Raw genomic sequence first — 19,628 nt, 5'->3', positions numbered from 1 at the left:
GCGAACGGCAACGCGAACGGCAACGCGAACGGCAACGCGAACGGCAACGCGAACGGCAACGCGAACGGCAACGCGAACGGCAACGCGAACGGCAACGCGAACGGCAACGCGAACGGCAACGGCAACGCGAACGGCAACGCGAACGGCAACGCGAACGGCAACGGCAACGCGAACGCGAACGGGAGCGGGAACGGGAAGAAGCCTGGTCAGACCGGCGCGCCGATGGCGAACCCGGGGAACGGCATGGGGTCCACAACGTCCACGACCTCAGTGCCCGGAACGACGTCATCGAAGGCGGGCGGCCACGCCACCGCGGGGCGGCTGGTCCGCTAAGCGAGGCCCCGCGACTCCTCGACCCTGTGCTTCCACAGGACGGCGAGGGCGAGCGCGGCGGTGTAGGACACCAGCACGACTGCATCCTGGACACCGAAACCGTGCCCGTCCACCAGGGCCAGGCCGAGTGACGCCTGGTGGAAGCTCGGGAGGGCCCGGGCCGCTGTCTGCAGCGGGGCGGACATGTGGCCCACAGGGTTGAACAGTCCCCCGAAGTAGCCGAGCACGAACATGAGCGCCGTCACCACCGGATAGGCGGTCTCGGCGTTCACCATGAACCCGACGAAGACTCCAAGGATCGAGAAGGGGATCGCCGCCACCCACAAGAGCGCCGTGAGCTCGATCCAGGTGCCGACGCCGAGGTGGACACCGCCGAACGCCATGCCCACCAGCTCGACCAGGACGAGGACCGGGAGCACCACCAGCGTGGTGGCCGCCACCTTCGTGGTCACGTACGACCACGCCGGGATCGGGGTGACCCGCAGCTGCCGCGCCCAACCCGAGGCCCGCTCCGTCGACAGCCGGCTGCCGCCGGCGTTGAGGGCGGCGACGAGGGCGCCGAACGAGCACATCGACACCATGAGATAGACGCGCCAGGTCACCTGGCCGTCGACGACCGTCCCCGGGCTGCGGTCGTGGAGGAACAGGATGTAGAACAACACCGGGAAGCCGACCGTGATGGCCAGGAACTTCCAGCTGCGCAGCAGCCGGGCGACCTCGAACCGCCCGAACGCCAGCAGTCCGCTCACGTGGCGCGCTCCTGGCCGGGGGCGAGCGCGCACTCGGTGAGCGCCACGAACGCCTCCTCGAGGCCCGCCCCCGTCACCTCGAGGTCGCAGAACTCGAGCCCCGAGTGCACGAGGGCGGTCACGGTGGCGTCGGCGTCGAGCGAGATGAGCGTCACGCCGGTGCCCCGGACGACGACATCGGTCACGCCTGCCAGTTGGTCGAGCATCCGCTCGTCGGGGTGCGCGGTCACGAAGCGCACCTGCCGGCTGGCCACCGCGGCCTTGAGCGTCGCCCCGGGGCCGTTCGCCACGACCGTCCCGCGGTTGATCACGATCACCCGGTCGGCGATCTGGTCCGCTTCCTGCAGGTGGTGGGTGGCGAAGACGATGGTGCGGCCCTCCTCGCCGAACTGGCGCATCATGGCCCAGAACGAGCGCCGGCTCTCCACGTCCATGGCGGCCGTCGGCTCGTCCAGGAACACGAGCTCGGGATCCCCGGCGATGGCTACGGCGAACCGGACGCGCTGGGCCTCTCCGCCCGACAGCCGGTTCGTCGGCCGGCGCATGAGTGTGGCGATCCCGGCCCGCTCCACGGTGACCTCCAACGGAGCGGGGCGGCGGTAGAGCCGGCGGACGAGCTCCAGGACACCCGACACCCTGACGCCGGGCGGCAGGCCGCTCCCCGAGCCCGTCTGCAGCATGGCGCCCACCCGGCCGTCCGCCACCGCCTGGCGGGGGCTCGTCCCCAGCACCTCCACGCAACCCCCGTGCGGTCGCAGGAGACCGAGGAGGAGGGAGATCGTGGTGGACTTCCCGGCGCCGTTCGGCCCGAGCAGGGCCACCGTCTCCCCCCGGGCCACTTGCAGGTCCAGATGGTCGAGGGCGACGTGCCGGCCGTAGCGGCGCACGACGTCGCCGAAGCGCAGGGCGGGCGCCGCCCCGCCGGTGTCCAGGATCGGATCCGGCACGATGCTCATGCCCGGGCCTGTGGCCGCGCGAGCAGCTTTCCCCATACCCTGACCGTGTCACCGTGTCCCGGGGCAGGGACAGGGTCGATCGCCTCTAAAGCCCGGGCCGGCGTAGGTTCGCACCGCTCGCTCAGCGCTGGCTCGCTGCCCGTCGCCCGTCGGCGCCACGGTCGCGCCGCTCCGTTCCGCTGTGGTCGCCACGGGAACACCCCACTCGTCGGGACCGTAGTCGCCGGCTCGGCTCGGGCGATGTCGGGCCTGGTCGCGCGGTCCAGGTCCGGCTCGTCGGTTCTTCCCGGGCCGGCGAACGCGGCGAAGGAGCCGACACCCGAGGGGGCCCTGAGGTGTCGACTCCTTCGCCTCGCCGAGGCAGGTGGAGACCAGGAGCAGAAATCTCTCCCTACCTGTTGGGACTGTTCACGTCGCCCGGCACCACGCCGGCCCACCGTATGGCCTCGAGCGGCCGGCCCGCCGCCGAAGCGGGCCTTGGCGCGCCCCATCACGTGTCGCCCTTCGTGAGATCGCCGCCGCGGTTCCCAGCGTACGGATGGAGGGTGAGCGGCGGGGGTCGGGGGTGTGACGTCTAGTCCATGTCGGCGGCGCCGTTCCCGCAGACCGTCGTCACCATGAGCCGGCTCACGACGTAGGGGTCCATGTTGGCATTGGGCCGCCGGTCCTCGAGCCATCCCCTCTTGTCCTTGGCGACGGCCCACGGGATCCGGATCGAGGCTCCCCGGTCCGAGGTCCCGTAGCTGAACTCCGACCAGTGGGCGGTCTCGTGGGCCCCCGTGAGGCGATCGGCGATCCCGACGCCGTAGTTCTGGACGTGTTCGTCGACGTTCTTCCCGAGCGCTTCACAGCCGGCGATGATGGCGTCCCAGCCGCTTTCCTCGCGCATCGCCTTGGTCGAGAAGTTCGTGTGCGCGCCCGCGCCGTTCCAGTCGCCGAGCACGGGCTTGGGCTCCAACGTGGCGAAGACGCCGAAGTCCTCGGCCACCCGGAACAGCAGCCAGCGCGCCACCCACAGCTGGTCGCCGATGAGCGGCGGCGCCAGGACCCCGATCTGGAACTCCCACTGGCCCATCATCACCTCGGCGTTGGTGCCCTCGATGGCGAGGCCGGCGTCGATGCAGGCGACGGTGTGGCGCTCGACGATCTCGCGGCCGGGCATCTTGTCGCCGCCCACCCCGCAGTAGTAGGGGCCCTGCGGGGCGGGATAGCCCTTCTCCGGCCAGCCGAGGGGGTGCCCCGCCTGCACGAAGGTGTACTCCTGCTCGATGCCGAACCAGGGCTCCTGGTCGGCGTAGCGCTCGGCTGCCGCCGCGCAGGCGGCCCGGGTGTTCGTGGGATGGGGCGAAAGGTCAGTGAGGAGCACCTCGCACATCACGAGGCGGTCGCCGGGGCGACGCAGCGGGTCGGGGCAGGAGAACACCGGCTGCAGGACGCAGTCCGAGTCGTCCCCGCTGGCCTGGTTCGTGCTCGACCCGTCGAAACCCCAGATGCCGGGCTCCTTGCCGTCGGGGATGATCCGCGTCTTGCTCCGGAGCAGCGGGGACGGCTGGGTCCCGTCGATCCAGATGTACTCGGCCTGGTAGCTCATGGGGCGCGAACCTCCGCTTTCTCGATTTCCTCCGTGCACCGCGCTGGCCCCCGCCTCGGCGACCGAGGACGGGTGGCACGTGCCACCCTCTCAGCACTCTGTGTCAGGCGCGTTGCCGGGTTGTGAACGCCCGGTAACGGCGCCGGGGCGCCGACCACGACCATGGGCCGCGCTGCGAGCGCCCGGGGGAACAGGAGGAGGGGTATCGCCGCCGATGGCTGCAGAACCGGTGCTGCGAACCCGGCTCGACGTACGCAGCGTGTGCCCTCGACGACATCGTCCACCCGGAGTTGCAGCGCATCCTGGCGCGATGCGCCGACCGGGTCGTCGTGTGGTCCAGGGGCTCTCCCCGTTCCTGAGTCGTCCCGACCTCGTCGCCGACCTCCTGGCCACGGTCGCCGGCACGTCGACGTGGGTCGGTGCCGGGTCGGTGCCGCCTCGCGCCCGTCAGCGCGGCGCCAGCTCGGCGTAGTCGGCACGCCGGAGCGGTCCGGCGCTCAGCGAGCCGTTCGCCGTGGGCACCGTCGCGGGGATGCCGTTCACCAACACGGTGACGGCGTCGACGCCGGGGTAGGCGGTGATGGTGTAGACGAGCTGCGCCACCGCCACGATCTGGTCCTGGCCCCCGAGGTCGGTCACGTCGGCCGGCAGGTCGACGGTGGCGACGTCGTTCACGAGCGACCGCAGGGTGATGGGCCGCCCCGTGGACAGCGGGCTCTGGACGCCCGCCGACCGCTCGGACACCGTCGGGCCCCGGGCCAGGAGTCTGACCACGGCCCGCAAGGTGACCGGGCGCCGGGCGGCGCGGGCCACGGCCACCAGGCCCTGTGCCGACTCGAAGTAGAGCGTGACGTTCTCGGTCGGGGCCGTGCCCGGTGGAGCGGTCGGCGACGGGTCGAGCAGCCCGTGCGGGATCCTCGACCGGTCGATGACGTGGGCGGTGCGCTCGGGCCCGATGGCGCACCCGCACAGCACGAGCCCCGCCACGGCGGTGACGAGCACCCGCCTCACGTGCTCGTCGCCGGGAGCGTGAGGGTGAAGCGGGCACCGCCCTGTGGCAGGTTCTCGACCGTGACGGTCCCGCCGTGGGCGCGCATGTGCTCCGTCGCCAGTGCCAGTCCGAGCCCGGTGCCGCTCGTCGCCCCCCGCCGGCCCGCCGTCGCCCCGCGGAAGAAACGCTCGAACACGTACGATTCCTCGCCGGGGGGGATGCCCGGACCGTCGTCGTCGACGGTGACGGTCGTGCAAGACCCGTTGCGGTCGACGGTCACGAGCACTGCGCCGCCGGCGTACGCATCCGCGTTGTCGAGGATGTTCGCCAGGACGCGCTGCAGCCTCCGCTTGTCCACGCGCACGATGGTGCCCGCCGCCGCCGGCGACACGTGCACCGCGACCTCGCCGGCGCGTCCCGCCACGGTCCGAGCCACGAGCTCGTCGATCGGCACCTCCTCGACCTCGAGGCTCGCCGCGCCGGCGTCCATCCGCGAGATCTCGAGCAGGTCCTGCACCATCGTCGAGAACCGGCGGACCTCCAGGCCCAGGACGTCGAGCGCCCGTTGCCCGTCGGCCGGGAGCGACGGCCGGAACATCTCGATGAGCTCGACGGAGGTGCCCACCGCCGTGAGGGGGGAACGCAGCTCGTGGCTCACGTCCGAGGCGAAGCGGGCGTCGCGTTGGATGCGGCTCTCCAGGCTCTCGACCATGGTGTTGAACGTCGTCGCCAGCGATCCCAGGTCCGGGTCCCCGTCCACGGGCAGCCTGCGGTCCAGCGCGCCGCCGGCGATGGCCGTGGCCACGGCGGCGACACCCGTGAGCGGGCGCATGAGGCGGCGGCCGGCCCACAGGCCGATCAGACAACCGGCGGCCGTCGTGGCCAGCGCGGTCCCCAGGAGCACCGTGCCCAGGGTGTCGAGCGTGTTCTGCAGCTCCGCCATGGTCCGGATCTGGTAGAAGTCGGCGCCGATGGCGGGCAACGGCACGCCCACGGCGATGGCGGGCGTGCCGTCGACGACCACACGCTGCTCGGCGGGGCTCCCGGCGCGCACCGGGCCCGTGAGCGATGCCGGTAGGGACCCCCACCCGAGGGTGACCGAGGGCGAGTACCAGCGCCCGCCGCGGTACAGCAGTGATCGGGTCCCCTGCGGTGTCACCAACGACGACAGCACGCCGGGGACGTCGGCGAGGGGGGACCGCAGCTCCTGCTGGACGAACCCTGCGCTCACGAAGGCCTGGGTGATGCTCCCCGTCTGGCGCCGGGACAGCAGGTAGTGGTGGGCGACGGCATAGGTGACGACCGCCAGGGTCATCGACACGAGGGCGGCGCCGGTCCCGAAGGCGAGCGTGGCCCGGGCCCGCAGGCCCAACCGGTGCGACCGCTCGTCGGGCGCCCCCCGCCGGGGAGCCCGCCTCACGGCTGGAGCTTGTAGCCGAGCCCCCGCACCGTCACCACTCTCCGTGGAGCGGAGGGGTCGTCCTCGATCTTCGCCCGGAGGCGGCGTACGTGGACGTCGACGAGCCGGATGTCACCGAAGAAGTCGTAGTCCCAGACGCGCTCGAGGAGCTGCGTTCGGCTGAGCACCCAACCGGGGTTCTCCGCCAGGGCGCACAACAGGCGGAATTCGGTTCGCGTGAGCCGCAGCTCCTCGTCCCCGCGCCGGACGGTGCGCGCCTGACGGTGGATCTCGAGGTCACCGACACGGATGACGGCCTTGTGGGGGGGGCCGCTCATGGAGCGCCGCAGGAGCGCCCGGATGCGGGCCGCCAGCTCCTTGGCCACGACGGGCTTCGGCACGTAGTCGTCAGCGCCCGCTTCGAGGCCGGCCACGACGTCGTGGGTGTCCGAGCGCGCCGTCACCATGACGATGGGGACGTCACTGGTGCGGCGCAGCGCCCGGGTCACCTCGAGGCCGTCGAGTCCGGGCAGCATGATGTCGACGAGGACGATGTCGGCGGGGCGGTGGTCGAACGCCACCAGGCCCTCCTCCCCGCTGCCCGAGTCGGCGACGGTGTACCCTTCCTGCTCCAGAAACATCGAGAGAGCCGTGCGGATGCTCTCGTCGTCCTCGATCAGCAATATCCGCGCGCTCATGCCGCGCCGCCCCTTCGTTCCCCCTATGGCCCGGCGCGCCCCTTCGATCGACGGCGGTGCCAGGACCCAGGGTAACGCCCGCCGGTTCGCGCCGCGCGTCGCGGGCGCACGCCTCACGGGTCACAGACCCCGTCGCGCCCGGCTCCCTGGGAGATACCTGGGAACGGGTGGGGAGCGAGGCGTGCGGCCGCGGGAGGTGCGGTCCGGCCGACGTCAGGCTCGCCGGCCGACGTCAGGCTCGCCGGCCGACGTCCTGCACCGACGTCATGGCGACGAGGTCGTCGCGCGCCCGCGCCACGCGCGACCTGATCGTCCCGGGGGGGCATTGGCACACGACCGCGGCGGCATCGTAGGGCATCCCCAGGATCTGGGTGAGGACGAAGGCGGCCCGCCGGTGGGGCTCGAGCCGGGCGAGGAGGTCGTCCACGGCGACCTGCTCGGCGACGTCGGGGACACGCCGGTCCTCCCGATCCCGGTGCCGGCCCCCGTCGTCCTGGTGCTCCCGTCGCCGCGTCAGGTATCGCAGCTCGTCGGCGCACACCCGGTAGGCGATCGACAGGATCCACGCGCGGGCTGAGCACTCACCCCGAAAGCGCGCCAAGGCGCGCACCGACCGGGTGAAGGTCTCCTGGGCGAGGTCCTCGGCCGACTGGCGGTCGACCATCGCCGCGCACATCCGCCGGACGGCGTCGTAGGACGCCACGATGAACGCCTCCCACGCCGCCTGGTCACCGAGGCGGGCGCGCTCGGCCAGACGGTCGAGGTGGTTCGGGTGGCCGGGGAGGTCCATGGCGTCATGGTAGCCCTGCGCGAATCGTTGTCCCGGGGCCGTCGCGACCGTTGTGCGGGTCCGGCGGAAGGAATTCCGGCGCGCCCGGGAACCAGACGCGCCCGTCTTCCGACTACATCTTCGTGAACTGCGACGACATGCGTGAGGCGATCTCCGCGCACCTGGACGGGGAGCCGTCCCCGATCGATCCCGTGGACGTCGATGGCCACGTGGACCGATGTCCCGCCTGCCGGTCGTGGCGTGAGGCGGCCCATGCGCACACGCGGATGGTGCGGCTGCGAGCGGCGGAGCCCATGTGGCGACCGAGCGAGAGCCTGCTCGGCGCGGCGAGGCTCGACGCCGGCCACGGGCGGCGCCGGCGGTCCGTCCTGCTCACGCGGGCCGGCCTCCTGTCGCTGGCAGCCGTCCAGGTGGCGATCGTCGCGCCCGCGTGGATCTTCGGGGGCCACGACGCCGCTCGGGACGTCGGGGCCTTCGACCTGGCCCTGGCCGCGGGCTTCCTGCTCGCCGCCTGGCACCCGGACCGCACCCGGGGCATGAGGGCCATCGTCGGAACGGCGGCGGCCCTGCTGCTGGCCACCGCTGTCGTCGAGACGGCGTCGGGGCGGACGCCGGTCTTGAGCGAGGCCCCGCACCTCATCGCCGTCGTGGGCTGGCTGCTGCTCCACCGCCTGGCCTTGCTGACCGGGCCCGTGCCGAGCGACGGGGCGCGGGCGTGGAGTGGCGGGGCGCGGGCGTGCAGTGGCGCCGCCCCGTCCCGGCTGTGGGCCTCGGGGATCGCCCGCCGTGGCACCGCCCGGCAGCGGGGGTGGCGCGACGTCGGCCCGGGCGCCGCCGACATAGGGTGCTCGGCGGGCGCGGCCACGGGCCCGGCGCCCGGACGCGGGCGGGGGCCGGATCGGCACGTCGCCGCCTGATGCGACCCCAGGGGATCTTGACCACACCAGGAACGGCCGCCACCGGTGTGGCCGTTCGTCTCGACGGCAGGGAGAATCGGTGAAGACCTTCTGTTTCGACCCGGGTGAGCTCAGTGCCACCTACCAGGCCCAGGGGTGGGTGCACGTGCGCGACGGCGTCACCCCGGAATTCCTCGACCACCTCCGGGCCTACAGCGCCCGGCACGAGGCCGAGGCGGCCCTCCACGGGACCGGGATACGGGGCGCCAAGAACCAGCACCTGTACGAGCCGCCGGTCGACGTCGACCTGGTAGCCGACCTCCGGGCCCTGACCACAGGCATGTGCGGGCTCGATCCGGAGCGCTTCACGCTGGCGGAGCGACACCTGAAGCGCTACGAACCCGACGCCGACCCGGCGCCGGTGGCCCACAAGGACCGGCTCGCCTCGCAGGTGTCGGTCGGCGTGTCGATCGACGTTCCCGAGGGCTCGTATCTGGTCCTGTACCCCACGGTCCACCGTGACCCGAACCCGTTCCTGACGGCGGATTTCCGGGAGAGCCTCGCGCCCGACGAGTTGCCGGAGGTGGTCCTGCGGGGTTCGCCGGCGGTCGAGATCCACGATCGGCCGGGCGACGTCGTGCTCTTTCCCGGTTCGTCGGTGTGGCACCTGCGGCGCAACTCCGCCAACACGGTGAACCTCTACCTGAAGTGCAACGACTTCAACAGCGACCCCCTCGGCGAGGACCCTTCGACCGCGGCCCGCCGGCGGGCCACCGACGAGCTGCTGGCACTTCCGATCGCGGGCCTGCCGGCCGGGGTGGCACCGGTCCTCTCGCGCCAGGTCGAATGGATCGGCACGCTGCTCGGGCGCGACGGTGTCGATCGGCCCGCGGTGAAGATGTGGGACAGCCCCGTCGTCTTCGTCTCGGCGTCGCAGCTCGCCCTGCTGACCCACCTGCGCGACGCGTCGGTGGGGTCGTCGGCGGCCCGCCGGGCCGGCGCGTCGACCACGGCACCGGCCGACGAGGTCGTGGCGCTCGCCCGCTTCGGCATCGTGGACCTCGTCGACGCCGGCGGTCGAAGCCCGCGCGTCCCGAGCTCGGCCTGAGGCGACCGCCCGGCGGGCGTGGTCCGGGGCCGCCACCGGCCCCGGGGCTCACGGCAGCGGGTGAGCCTCGGAGAACGCCCACATCGTGCTGTCGGCGTCCACGGCGCCGGCCTGCGGGCCGAGGACGCCGGCCCGCCGCCGCGACACGGCGCGCGCCACCGGGCAAGGCGCGCCCACCCCGCCGCCTCCGGTGTCCTGCGCCATCACGTGGCGCCATCCGGTCCGGGTCCCGGCGCCGGCGCCCTCCGGTCGGCCGCCCGGGCTACCGACAACCCCGGCACCGCCCGAGCACGGCGAAGTGATGCGGGTTGATGTCGAAGCCGAAGCGTGTCCTCGCCGCCCGGGACAGGCTCTGGAACACCTCGTCGGGAGCCTCCACCATGGCGCCGCACTGCTCGCACACGAAATGGCCGTGGGCGCCGGTCGCCAGATGGTACGTGGCGGGCCCGTGGCCGAGGTGGGCGTGCACCACGACGCCCAGCCGCTCGAGTTCGTCGAGGTTCCGGTAGATCGTCGAGATGTGGACGTCGGGGGCGAGGGCCTGCACCTCGTCGGCCAGCTCCTCGGCGGTGCGGTGCCCCGTGGCGTCGAACAGCGCCCGCAGCAGGAGCCGCCGGGTGGCGGTGACCCGTCCGCCGTGCTCCCGGACCAGCGCCAGCACGGCGTCCACCGGGTCGCAGGCCGCGGCGGCCGCCGACGCTCGCCCAGAAGTCCTGGTCACACCCGCATTGTACGGTCGGGCATTGTCGCCAACAAGACCCTGTTGCGACCTGGTCGCATAGTTCCTAGGGTATCGGGAGAGAAACGCCGGTCACGAGGAGGGCGGAACCGCCATGGCCAACCCCCGGGCCAGGTTCACAAGGATCCGAGACGGCCTCACGCCCGGCGAATGGGCGCGTGTCGGCGGCATGTCGTTCACGGTGGTGGGCCTGCACGTCCTCGGATGGGGCATGGTGGCGCTGGCGCTCGGGCATCACTACCGCATCAGCAAGACCGAGGTCTTCGGCGTGGGGACCGGCATCCTGGCCTACACCCTCGGGATGCGCCACGCCTTCGACGCCGACCACATCGCCGCCATCGACAACACGACACGTAAGCTCGTGGGCGACGGGAAACGGCCGCTCAGCGTCGGGTTCTTCTTCTCGCTGGGCCACTCCAGCGTCGTGTTCTTCCTGAGCGTGCTCCTCAATTTCGGAATCCGGTCCCTCGACTCCGCCGTGAGCAGAGGCGATTCGTCGCTGCACCGGACCACCACCGTCATCGGGACGTCGGTCTCGGGGGCGTTCCTGTACCTCATCGCGGCCCTCAACGTCGTCATCCTGGTCTCGATCGTGAAGGTGTTCCGCGAGATGCGGCGCGGGATGTACGACGACGAGGAGCTCGAGCGGCAGCTCAACAGCCGCGGGCTCATGAACCGGTTCTTCGGGCCGCTCGCCCGCAGGATCGACACCCCGTGGAAGATCTACCCCGTCGGCGTGCTCTTCGGGCTGGGCTTCGACACGGCCACCGAGGTCGCCCTGCTGGTCCTGGCGGGGTCGGCCGTCGTCGGAGGACTTCCCTTCTACGCCATCCTCTCGATGCCGGTCCTCTTCGCGGCGGGCATGAGCCTCTTCGACACCATCGACGGCTGCTTCATGAACTTCGCCTACGACTGGGCGTTCGCCAAGCCGGTCCGCAAGGTCTATTACAACCTCACCATCACGGGCCTGTCGGTGTTCGTGGCGTTCTTCGTCGGGACCGTCGAGCTGCTCAGCCTCATCGGGCAGGAGGCGAAGCTGGGCGGGTCGTTCTGGGGCTTCTTCCAGCGCTTCAACATCAACTCCGCCGGGTTCGTGATCGTCGGCGTGTTCGTGGTGACGTGGGCTGTCGCGCTCTTCATCTGGCGGTTCGGGCGGATCGAGGCCAAGTGGGACGCCGCCGCGCAGGAGGCGCGCCAGGCCCGGATGGCGGTCGAGTGACGAGCGGCGCCACCCGCCTCGGGCCCGGAGGCGCCGGCTCGGGCCGTGGCCCGACCGGGGTGGCGCGGGTCAGACCTGAATGCGGCTGAGGAGCTCCGCCTTGCGGGTCTCGTAGGTCTCGAAGTCGATGACGTGCGCCTCGAAGTCGCGGTGCAGCTGCTCGACCTGTTGGAGGATCGCGCTGCTGTCGCCGGCGTCCATCACGGCGGCGTCACCGTCCGGCGACGCCTCGTCTTCCCCGAGCGCGCTGCGGCGCTGCCGGCGGTCACGCTTCTCGGCCGCGCGCGAGCGCTTGTCGATGTCCCGCTGGCGCTTGGAGGCGCTGCTGCGCTGCGCTCCCACGGCGTCAGGCCCCTGACCCGGCGTCGAGGACCAGCTCCGGCGTCACGGCGCCGGCATCGCCGGCCGCGGCGGTCTCCGGTGCCGGCGCGGCCGGGGCTTCGCCGCCGGTGGCCGGGGCGGCCCGGCCGGGGGGCGACTCCGACGGGCGGGGCCCGCCGCGGCCCGGAGGGCCGCCTCTGCGCCCGCGCCCACCCTTGTCGCCGGCCAGCGTGCGCACCACGTACGGGAGCAGCGCCATCTCGCGGGCGTTCTTGATGGCGAGGGCCACGGCGGCCTGGTGCTGCGCGCAGGTGCCCGTGCTGCTGCGCGACTTGATCTTGCCGCGCTCGCTCATGAACCGGCGCAGGAGGTTCGTGTCCTTGTAGTCGACGTGCGTGACCCGGTCCTTGCACAGGAGGCACACCTTGGGCCGGCCACGCCGGACCCGCGCCTTGCTGTCGGTCGGTCGGGGCCGGGACCGCTGCTTGCGTGAAGAGGGCATGTCGTTCACTCCTGGAGCGCTCGCGCACGGGGGACAGGAGTCCGAGACGCCGAGGTCTGAGACCGAGGATCAGGGTCGGCGCGATATGCAAACCCAATCGAGTGCCAGCGTAGCCGATCCGCACCGGGGAGAGGCCCGGCGCCCGCCCCGCCCTCGGTGCCGCCGACGTCCCCGGTGGTCGGGCCCCCGGGCCACCGCAGAGCCGTTCGGGGCCCCCACCCCGGTCCCGCGCACCCAGGGCCGGGGCCGCCCGGCGGCGCGGCCACCGGGGAGGAGCCTGCGATGGCGCCGCCCGTGATCCGGGAATCTTCGATCGCCATGTATAATTTGGGTCAGGTTGTCTCCCAATGCGAAGTCTGTGCGGAGCATCGGGTCCCACCGGACACGCACCACCAGAGCGCTCGGAGAGCAACACGTGGCCATTGAATCGGCGTCGCCCGGCGTGCTCGTCGCCGCCGGCGCGGCCTGACGAGGGCCAGGTCGACTCATGTCCGTACGCGACGATCTGCGCAACGTGGCCATCGTGGCCCACGTCGACCACGGCAAGACGACGTTGGTCGACGCCATGCTCCGTCAGACCGGAGCGTTCCGCGCCAACGAGGAGCTCACGGACCGGGTCCTCGACTCGGGTGACCTCGAGCGCGAGAAGGGCATCACGATCCTCGCCAAGCACATCACCATTCCCTACCGGGGGATCACGATCACCATCGTCGACACCCCCGGGCACGCCGACTTCGGGGGCGAAGTGGAGCGGGCCCTGGCCATGGTGGACGGTGTGCTCCTGCTCGTCGACGCGTCGGAGGGTCCGCTGCCTCAGACGCGCTTCGTCCTGCGCAAGGCGCTCGAGGCCAAGCTGCCGGTGGTGGTGGTCGTCAACAAGGTCGACCGCGCCGACGCCCGCGTGGCCGAGGTCGTCAACGAGGTCGAGGAGCTGTTCCTCGACCTCGACGCCGACGAGGACCAGATCGGCTTCCCCGTGCTGTACGCCAACGCCCGGGCCGGCCGTGTCGGCACCAAGCCCGACGACATCGGGCCCGACCTGGTCCCGTTGTTCGAGGCCATCGTCGACAGCGTGCCGCCACCCACCTACGAGCCCGGGCACCCGATGCAAGCGCTCGTCACGAATCTCGGCGCCTCGCCGTACCTGGGTCGCCTGGCCATCTGCCGGGTGCACAACGGCACGCTTCGGCGCGGGGACACCGTGGCGTGGTGCCGGCTCGACGGGTCGGTGCACCGGGGGAAGGTGGCGGAGCTCTTCGGCACCAAGGCGCTCAACCGCGTCGAGGTCGAAGAGGCGGGCCCCGGCGAGATCGTGGCCGTCGCGGGATTCGACGAGGTGACCATCGGCGAGACGCTCGCCGACCCCGACGACCCTCGGCCGATGCCGGCGATCCTCGTCGACGAGCCCAGTCTGGCCATGACCATCGGCATCAACACCTCGCCGCTTTCGGGGACCGACGGCACCAAGCTGACGGCGCGGCTCCTGAAAGGCCGACTCGACGCCGAGCTGGTGGGCAACGTGTCGCTGCGCGTGCTGCCGACCTCCCGGCCCGACGCCTGGGAGGTGCAGGGGCGCGGCGAGCTCCAGCTCGCCGTCCTGGTCGAGACGATGCGGCGCGAGGGGTTCGAGCTCACCGTGGGCAAGCCGCAGGTGGTGACGCGCATGATCGACGGCAAGCTCCACGAGCCCATGGAGCGCCTGGCCGTCGACGTTCCGAGCGACTACCTGGGCGTGGTGACACAGCTGTTGGCGCTGCGGTTCGGCCGCCTCGAGGAGATGGTCAACCACGGGACCGGGTGGGTGCGCATGGACTACAAGATCCCGGCCCGGGGCCTGGTCGGCTTCCGCACCGAGTTCGTCATCGACACCCGCGGCACGGGCATCCTGCACCACGTGTTCGACGGGTGGGAGCCGTGGCACGGGGACCTGCGGGTGCGACGCAACGGGTCGATGGTGGCCGATCGCCGGGGCGCCACCACCACCTACGCGCTCATGGCGCTCGAACAGCGCGGGACGCTGCTCGTGGCACCGGGCACCGCCGTCTACGAGGGGATGATCGTGGGGGAGAACTCCCGGAGCGACGAAATGGACGTCAACCCCACACGCGAGAAGAAGCTCACCAACGTCCGGTCCTCCACCGCCGAGGAGCTCGAGCGCCTGACCCCCCACCTCCAGTTGTCATTGGAACAGGCCCTGGAGTTCATCCGTGACGACGAGTGCGTCGAGGTCACCCCCAGCGCGGTGCGGCTCCGGAAGGTGATCCTCGACCAGGCCGCGAGGAACCGTCAGCGGAGCCGGGGCCGGCGTGACCAGGTCGAGACCGGAACTGTTGAGGTCGACCCGGGCACCTGAGCGGCAGCGGGCGGCATTTCCCGATGCGCCCAGGACCCGACCACGTCCGGCGAGTACGTGAGCGCCCAACGCGGCAAAAATTGATGAATTTCGGGGTCCTGACCTCGTCGAGCTGGGTCTGGGGACCGTGAATGCCACGGCACGCGCGCACGACCTGTTGCTCCGTGGCTTGATGGGGGGCATCATGGGAACAGATGTGTCGAACGGCACGGCTGGGCGAGGGGGCCTCATGACGAACGCCGGCCTACGGGAACGGAGATCCAGAGCACCTGCACCGTCGCTGTCGCCGGCGTGCAGGCTCTGCTGGCGGACCATCCAGCTCGAACGTGGGCAGATCGAGGTGACGGACCAGCACGTCTACGTCCGGTGCCCCCATTGCGGGGGCTCGTTCCCCATCCGTCACAGCGACTTCGAGGTGTTCCTTCGCCACGAGGCGTCCGCCTGAGAGACCCGGCGTCCGCCTGGGAGACCCGGTCAGAGACCGAGCAGCAGCCCGGGCACGGCCAGGTCCTGGGCCGCTCGGCGCAACGCACGGGCGGCGTCGGCGTCGCCCAGGACGGCGTGGGCGCGGAGGACCACGGCGTCGCTGACGCTGCCCGCCGACGCCGGCGCACGCGGCAAAACGCCGACGTCTCCCGTGATCTCGGCCAGCAGCGCGGCGGCGGCGGCCGCGGTGGGACCCGCGCCGAGGGCGCGGGCAGCGTCGGCGGCCAGCTCGACGCACGGTCGCGCCTCGGTCGCCCGCCCCGCCAGGACGAGGGCGAGGCCGTTGAGGAGCCCCGCCAGCTCGCCGATGGGGCCCATCTCGAGGCTCTCGGTCGCCTCGGCGCGCGCCAGCGCCTCGTCGATGCGGCCGGCCACCGTCAGCTCCGCCTCGATGACCAGTTCCGACATGGCGACCACGGGGTCGAGCGAGGCATCCGGCGGGTGCGGCGGGGCGGCACCGGTGGCGCCGCCGCCGAGGGCCAGCACGAAGCTCGCCGCCCAACCCAGCCACGGGTTGGCGGCGTCGACGATGCCACCGAGCCGCTGCAGGGCGTCGACGTGGGCGGCGGCCTCGTCGAAGCGCCCGCCGAAGCGGGCCGTGATGGCGAGCAGGCTCAGCCCGTGCACCGCCATGTCCCCCGCGCCGATCTCCTCGCCCAGGGCGGCCAGGCGCCGGGCGAAGCCCTCGGTCTGCGCCGTGTCCTCGGCGCCACCCCACAAGGACCGGATGAAGTGGTGCCACGTCAACGTCATCAGGGTCGTGATCTGCCGGGAGCGGTCGCCGGCGGCGTCGGCGAACTCGAGCGCGTCGGCGAGCCACGCCGGCACCCGGCGGTCCGTCGGCTTGGCCAGGCACATGAACGACGAGGCCGCCACGCCGCCGACCCGGTCCCCGATGCGCTCGAAGAGCGCCAGGGCGAGCTCGAGCTCCCGGCCGGCTTCCTCCATCCTGCCCAGGTAGAAGAGGGCCACCCCCGTGTTGGCGTGCCCCCACGCCTCCTTGTCGGCGACCCCCAGCGCCCGCCAGCGCTCGGTGACCGCCTCGAGCTGGGGGAGCGCCCATCCGGGGTCGGTGAAGATCTTGGTGTTGGCGGCGGTGTGGTCCCGCTCGATGCCGATGGTCGGGTCGTCGGGGTCGTCGTCCACCATGGCGAGGGTCTCGAAGGCGTCCTCCTGCTTTCCGCACAGCGCCTGTACCTTCGCCAGGTCCAGGAGGACCGACGGTCGCCGGCAGCCCAGGGCGACCGCCCGCTCGAACAGACGGACGGCGTCGACGTGGCGCGACTGTCGCAGGAAGGCCCGCCCGGCGTCGGCCAGCGCCTCAGTGGCCTCGGCCACCACGGCCTCGTCGTCGGCCAGGTAGCGCGCGGCGCGGTCGAGATGGCGGGCCCGCTCCTCGGGGCCCTCCGCCATGGCCGCGGCGCGGCGGTGGAGGTCGCCGCGCATGTTGCGCGGCAGGGTCTCGTAGGCCACCTCGCGCAGGAGGGGGTCGGCGGCGTCGTAGCGGCCGTCGGGCCCGTGGCGCAGGAGCCCGCCCTCGACCAGTGCCCGTAGCGCGCCGGGCGCGTCGGGCGTGCCCAGCCCGGCGATCTGCTCGAGCGTGGCCTCTCCCAGGACCGCCGCGTGCTGGAGGGCCAGCTTCTGGGCGGGCTCCAGGGAGTCGAGGCGAGCCGCCAGCAACGCCTGCAGCGTGGCGGGGATGGCACCGTAGGCGGTGAGTCGGTACTGGTGGCCGTCGTCGACGAGCAGTCCCTGGGCGCGGGCCATGGCCACCAGCTCACGCAGGTAGAGGGGGTTGCCGCCGGCGCGGTCCACGAGGAAGTCCGCGGCCTCGGAGGCGAGCGGCTTGTCGCACACGAACCCGGCGGCGAGCGCCGAGGCGTCGACGCGGCCGAGGGGACCGAGCCGGACCGTCGTGGCCGCCGGGAAGCGCGTGAGCCATTCGCCCGGTTCCGTGCGCCCGGTGAGCACCGTGAGCAGCGGCACGTCGCCCAGGCGGCCGATCAGCTCGCCGAGCACCTCGAGCGTCCGGTCGCCGCTGCGGTGCATGTCGTCGATCATGATCACCACGGGGCGGCGCGCGCCCTTCTCGTGCAGCAGGCGGCCGAACGCCCACAGCTGCTCCTGCTGCATCCCGGCCGGGTCGATCGACTGCAGTGACGCGTCGAGATCGCCGGCGATCGACCGCACCCGCGCGTTCACCTCGGGGTCGTCGACCGGCCCGAGCTGCCGGATGACGTCCGCCGCCACCCTGGCCCCGCCCAGGGCTCCGTAGGCAGGGTAGGTGGAGCGCACGACGGTGCCGTCGCGCTCGGCCACGCGGGCGAGCTCGCTGACGAGCCGCGACTTTCCCGAGCCCGCGTCGCCGCACACCAGCACCACGTGGGCCTGGCGGTCGCGGCACACCCGGCGCCACTGTGCCTCGAGGAAGGCGAGCTCGTCGTCCCGGCCGACGAGCAGCGGCGCGGCGGTGTCGGGTTCGACGTCGTCGCCGCGCAGGGCCACCGCCTCCCACACCTCGACCGGCTCGCGCTTTCCCTTGAGCAGCACCGGCTGGCGCGCCCGCAACGCCACGCGGCCCCGGGTCAGTTCGGCGGTCAGGTGCCCGCACAGCACCTCGCCGGGGCCGGCCGCCTTCTCGAGGCGCGCCGCCACGTTGACCGTGTCGCCGATCACCGTGATCCCCTCGCCGCCTCCCACCGCCGTCGCCATGACCTCGCCCGAGTTCACGCCGATGGAGAAGACGAGGTCCCCGCCGACGTGCCGCATCGCCAGGGCGGCGGCCACGGCGCGCTCGGCGTCGTCGTCGTGGGCGACGGGGACGCCGAACACCGCCATGACGGAGTCGCCCATGTACTTGTCGACGGTGCCGCCGTGCTCCGCGACGACCTCGCCGAGCTCGCGGAAGGCGACGTCGACGATCCGGGCCACGACCTCGGGGTCGGTGCGCTCCGCCAGCGACGTGAACCCGACCACGTCGGCGAACAGCACCGTGGCGAGCTTGCGCTCCTCGACCGCGGGGGGGTCCGACCGTGCCGCCCGGCCGTCGAGCCCCGTGCCGCACTGCCCGCAGAATTGCTGGCCCGCGGCGGTCGGCGTCCCGCACGACGGGCACTCGGCCAGGGCCAGTGCGGCGCCGCACTGCCCGCAGAACCGGTACCCGTCCGGGTTGGCCGCGTCGCAGCGTGGGCACGGTGGCACGGCTCACACGGTACCGGCTGGGACCACCGGTGGGGCCCGCCGGCGGCTACGCGGGCAGGTGGCAGACCGCCTCGACGTTGTTGCCGTCGGGGTCGCGGACGAAGGCCCCGTAGTAGGCGGCGTGGTACTCGGGCCACAGGCGTGGCTCGTGGAGCACGGCCGCGCCCGTGGCCACGGCGGCGTCGAAGAACGCCCGCACCGCCGTCCGGTCCGGTGCGGAGAAGGCGATGTGCGCCTCGCGGTTGGCGCCCCCGCCCGCCAGGGGGCCCACCCAGAACGAGGGGTGGCCCGCAGTGCCGTACCCGATCACCGTCCCGAGTTCCATGACGCGGCCACCGCCGATCGTCGCCAGGACGGCGTCGTAGAACGCCGAGCTCGCCGCCACGTCGGCGCACTGGATCGACAGGTGGTCGATCACGGTCGCAGGGACGGGCACGGGGCGCCGCCCGTGATCGACCTCGGGGGGGCCGGAGGTCGCACGGTGCGGCAGCCCGTCGGGCCGGGACGAGGTGACCGCGGTGGGACGAAGCCGATGTCGGGCAGCGCCCGCCACGCACACCCCCGCCTCCGGTTCCCCATGCCCAGCCCCGCCGGTGGGGTGCTCGGACGCACTCGCCGCGGAGACCGGGCGAGATGCCCCACCGCCCCCCACCTTCGCCCCGGGGCCCTGGGGAACACAAGCGGGAAAACCTGGGGATTGCCCGCGAGGTGATAGAGAACGGAGCGCGCCGCGCCCCGCAGGGCCGGACCGACATGGGGGGTGAGGCGAGTGAAGGTGCCCGGACGCGAGCCGGTCTTCCGCCACGTCGCGGACACGGACGTGACCTGGCAGCAGGTGAAGGCGGTGCGCAACGCCGACGGTTCGGTGTCGTCGGTGTGGGAGAAGTGGTTGGCGTTCTCACCCGACCCGCAGTACCTGTCCCTGTACGCCCGATGGGACCCGGGCGTCGTGGTGCGGCGTCACGGGCACAACAGCCCGCACGTGCTGTTCGTCCTCGACGGCGACATGTGGTGTGGCGAGCGGCACTGCCCGACCGGGACGCACATCGAGCTACCGCTCGGGGCCGCCTTCGGCCCGTTCGTGGCAGGGGAGCGTGGCACCCTGCTCCTCGAGGTGATGATGGGCGACCCCCGCTCGTGGGGGGACGACCCCGACGCGTTCGCCCGAGCCCTCGTCAGCCGGGGGGCGACGGCCCTGCCCGATCCGGAGATCGAGCTCCCGGCGTGGCTCGAGGACCTCCGGTCGCGGTGGATCGTCGACGGTGAGCCCGACGCGTGACGACGCGGTGGGCGTGA

General features: G+C 72.6%; 19 protein-coding genes and 1 pseudogene. 7 read left to right on the top strand and 13 right to left on the bottom strand.

From position 1 onward, the window contains the following. The coding region (locus VMV22_04695; GenBank protein HUY21620.1) for a hypothetical protein at positions 1-333 on the top strand (333 nt) is incomplete at its 5' end. On the opposite strand, the gene VMV22_04690 is transcribed toward VMV22_04695, so the two are convergent. The 7 genes from VMV22_04690 to VMV22_04660 all read right to left on the bottom strand — a co-directional run bounded on the left by VMV22_04690 (position 330) and on the right by VMV22_04660 (position 7,507). Further along, positions 330-1,082: an ABC transporter permease gene (locus tag VMV22_04690; GenBank protein ID HUY21619.1), complete on the bottom strand. Its 753-nt coding sequence runs from the start codon at positions 1,080-1,082 to the stop codon at positions 330-332. The two genes, VMV22_04695 and VMV22_04690, sit on opposite strands and share 4 nt — an antisense overlap. Next, positions 1,079-2,038 carry an ABC transporter ATP-binding protein gene (locus VMV22_04685; protein ID HUY21618.1) on the bottom strand — a complete coding sequence of 320 codons (960 nt, stop codon included), beginning with the start codon at positions 2,036-2,038 and terminating at the stop codon, positions 1,079-1,081. The genes VMV22_04690 and VMV22_04685 overlap by 4 nt, the downstream gene beginning before the upstream one ends. 574 nt (positions 2,039-2,612) lie before the next feature. Next, positions 2,613-3,629: a glutamine synthetase GlnII gene (gene glnII / locus VMV22_04680; protein HUY21617.1), complete on the bottom strand. Its 1,017-nt coding sequence runs from the start codon at positions 3,627-3,629 to the stop codon at positions 2,613-2,615. Positions 3,630-4,076: 447 nt separating this feature from the next. Beyond that, positions 4,077-4,640, bottom strand: coding sequence for a GerMN domain-containing protein (locus VMV22_04675; protein HUY21616.1), 564 nt, complete (start codon positions 4,638-4,640; stop codon positions 4,077-4,079). After that, positions 4,637-6,040, bottom strand: coding sequence for a HAMP domain-containing sensor histidine kinase (locus tag VMV22_04670; GenBank protein HUY21615.1), 1,404 nt, complete (start codon positions 6,038-6,040; stop codon positions 4,637-4,639). The genes VMV22_04675 and VMV22_04670 overlap by 4 nt, the downstream gene beginning before the upstream one ends. Next, the gene (locus tag VMV22_04665; GenBank protein HUY21614.1) at positions 6,037-6,717 is read right to left on the bottom strand and encodes a response regulator transcription factor; all 681 of its coding nucleotides are present in this window, start codon (positions 6,715-6,717) and stop codon (positions 6,037-6,039) included. Before VMV22_04665 ends, VMV22_04670 begins: the two co-directional genes overlap by 4 nt. Before the next feature lie 232 nt (positions 6,718-6,949). Continuing rightward, positions 6,950-7,507 (bottom strand): sigma-70 family RNA polymerase sigma factor, encoded by a 558-nt coding sequence (locus tag VMV22_04660; GenBank protein HUY21613.1) that lies wholly within the window; start codon positions 7,505-7,507, stop codon positions 6,950-6,952. Between the two features lie 293 nt (positions 7,508-7,800). On the opposite strand from VMV22_04660, the gene VMV22_04655 reads away from it, so the two are divergent. Next, a complete protein-coding gene (locus VMV22_04655; GenBank protein HUY21612.1) occupies positions 7,801-8,424 on the top strand; it encodes a hypothetical protein in 624 nt (207 codons plus the stop codon). A gap of 79 nt (positions 8,425-8,503) precedes the next feature. Further along, a complete protein-coding gene (locus VMV22_04650) occupies positions 8,504-9,511 on the top strand; it encodes a hypothetical protein (protein ID HUY21611.1) in 1,008 nt (335 codons plus the stop codon). A 48-nt stretch (positions 9,512-9,559) separates the two neighbouring features. Here the strand turns inward: VMV22_04650 and VMV22_04645 are convergent, their stop codons facing one another. Together VMV22_04645 and VMV22_04640 are read right to left on the bottom strand one after the other, a co-directional pair. Further along, positions 9,560-9,715, bottom strand: coding sequence for a hypothetical protein (locus VMV22_04645; protein HUY21610.1), 156 nt, complete (start codon positions 9,713-9,715; stop codon positions 9,560-9,562). A gap of 58 nt (positions 9,716-9,773) precedes the next feature. Beyond that, a complete protein-coding gene (locus VMV22_04640; protein ID HUY21609.1) occupies positions 9,774-10,232 on the bottom strand; it encodes a transcriptional repressor in 459 nt (152 codons plus the stop codon). A gap of 112 nt (positions 10,233-10,344) precedes the next feature. Between VMV22_04640 and VMV22_04635 the strand changes: the two genes are divergently transcribed. Then, positions 10,345-11,469 (top strand): HoxN/HupN/NixA family nickel/cobalt transporter, encoded by a 1,125-nt coding sequence (locus VMV22_04635; GenBank protein ID HUY21608.1) that lies wholly within the window; start codon positions 10,345-10,347, stop codon positions 11,467-11,469. A 69-nt stretch (positions 11,470-11,538) separates the two neighbouring features. Here the strand turns inward: VMV22_04635 and VMV22_04630 are convergent, their stop codons facing one another. Next, positions 11,539-11,811 (bottom strand): hypothetical protein, encoded by a 273-nt coding sequence (locus VMV22_04630; GenBank protein ID HUY21607.1) that lies wholly within the window; start codon positions 11,809-11,811, stop codon positions 11,539-11,541. Between the two features lie 220 nt (positions 11,812-12,031). Continuing rightward, a pseudogene (gene rpsR / locus VMV22_04625) lies at positions 12,032-12,292 on the bottom strand (30S ribosomal protein S18). A gap of 487 nt (positions 12,293-12,779) precedes the next feature. Here rpsR and typA point away from each other — a divergent pair. Both typA and VMV22_04615 read left to right on the top strand, forming a co-directional pair. After that, on the top strand, positions 12,780-14,645 hold the full coding sequence (gene typA / locus VMV22_04620) for a translational GTPase TypA (GenBank protein HUY21606.1): 1,866 nt from the start codon (positions 12,780-12,782) through the stop codon (positions 14,643-14,645). 229 nt (positions 14,646-14,874) lie between these two features. Next, positions 14,875-15,090, top strand: coding sequence for a hypothetical protein (locus VMV22_04615; GenBank protein ID HUY21605.1), 216 nt, complete (start codon positions 14,875-14,877; stop codon positions 15,088-15,090). A gap of 29 nt (positions 15,091-15,119) precedes the next feature. Here VMV22_04615 and VMV22_04610 read toward each other — a convergent pair whose 3' ends face one another. Further along, positions 15,120-18,332 carry an adenylate/guanylate cyclase domain-containing protein gene (locus VMV22_04610; GenBank protein ID HUY21604.1) on the bottom strand — a complete coding sequence of 1,071 codons (3,213 nt, stop codon included), beginning with the start codon at positions 18,330-18,332 and terminating at the stop codon, positions 15,120-15,122. Between the two features lie 46 nt (positions 18,333-18,378). Then, positions 18,379-18,768, bottom strand: a complete 390-nt coding sequence (locus VMV22_04605) for a VOC family protein (protein HUY21603.1) — start codon at positions 18,766-18,768, stop codon at positions 18,379-18,381. Positions 18,769-19,107: 339 nt separating this feature from the next. Here VMV22_04605 and VMV22_04600 point away from each other — a divergent pair, with 339 nt between their 5' ends. Continuing rightward, positions 19,108-19,611, top strand: a complete 504-nt coding sequence (locus VMV22_04600; GenBank protein HUY21602.1) for a hypothetical protein — start codon at positions 19,108-19,110, stop codon at positions 19,609-19,611. The last annotated feature ends 17 nt before the right edge of the window (positions 19,612-19,628 follow it).

It is taken from the genome of Acidimicrobiales bacterium, assembly GCA_035531755.1.
Taxonomy (GTDB): Bacteria; Actinomycetota; Acidimicrobiia; order Acidimicrobiales; family UBA8190; genus DATKSK01.
Note: the sequence above shows the minus strand (reverse complement) of the source record. Positions and strands in the feature narration are given on the sequence as shown.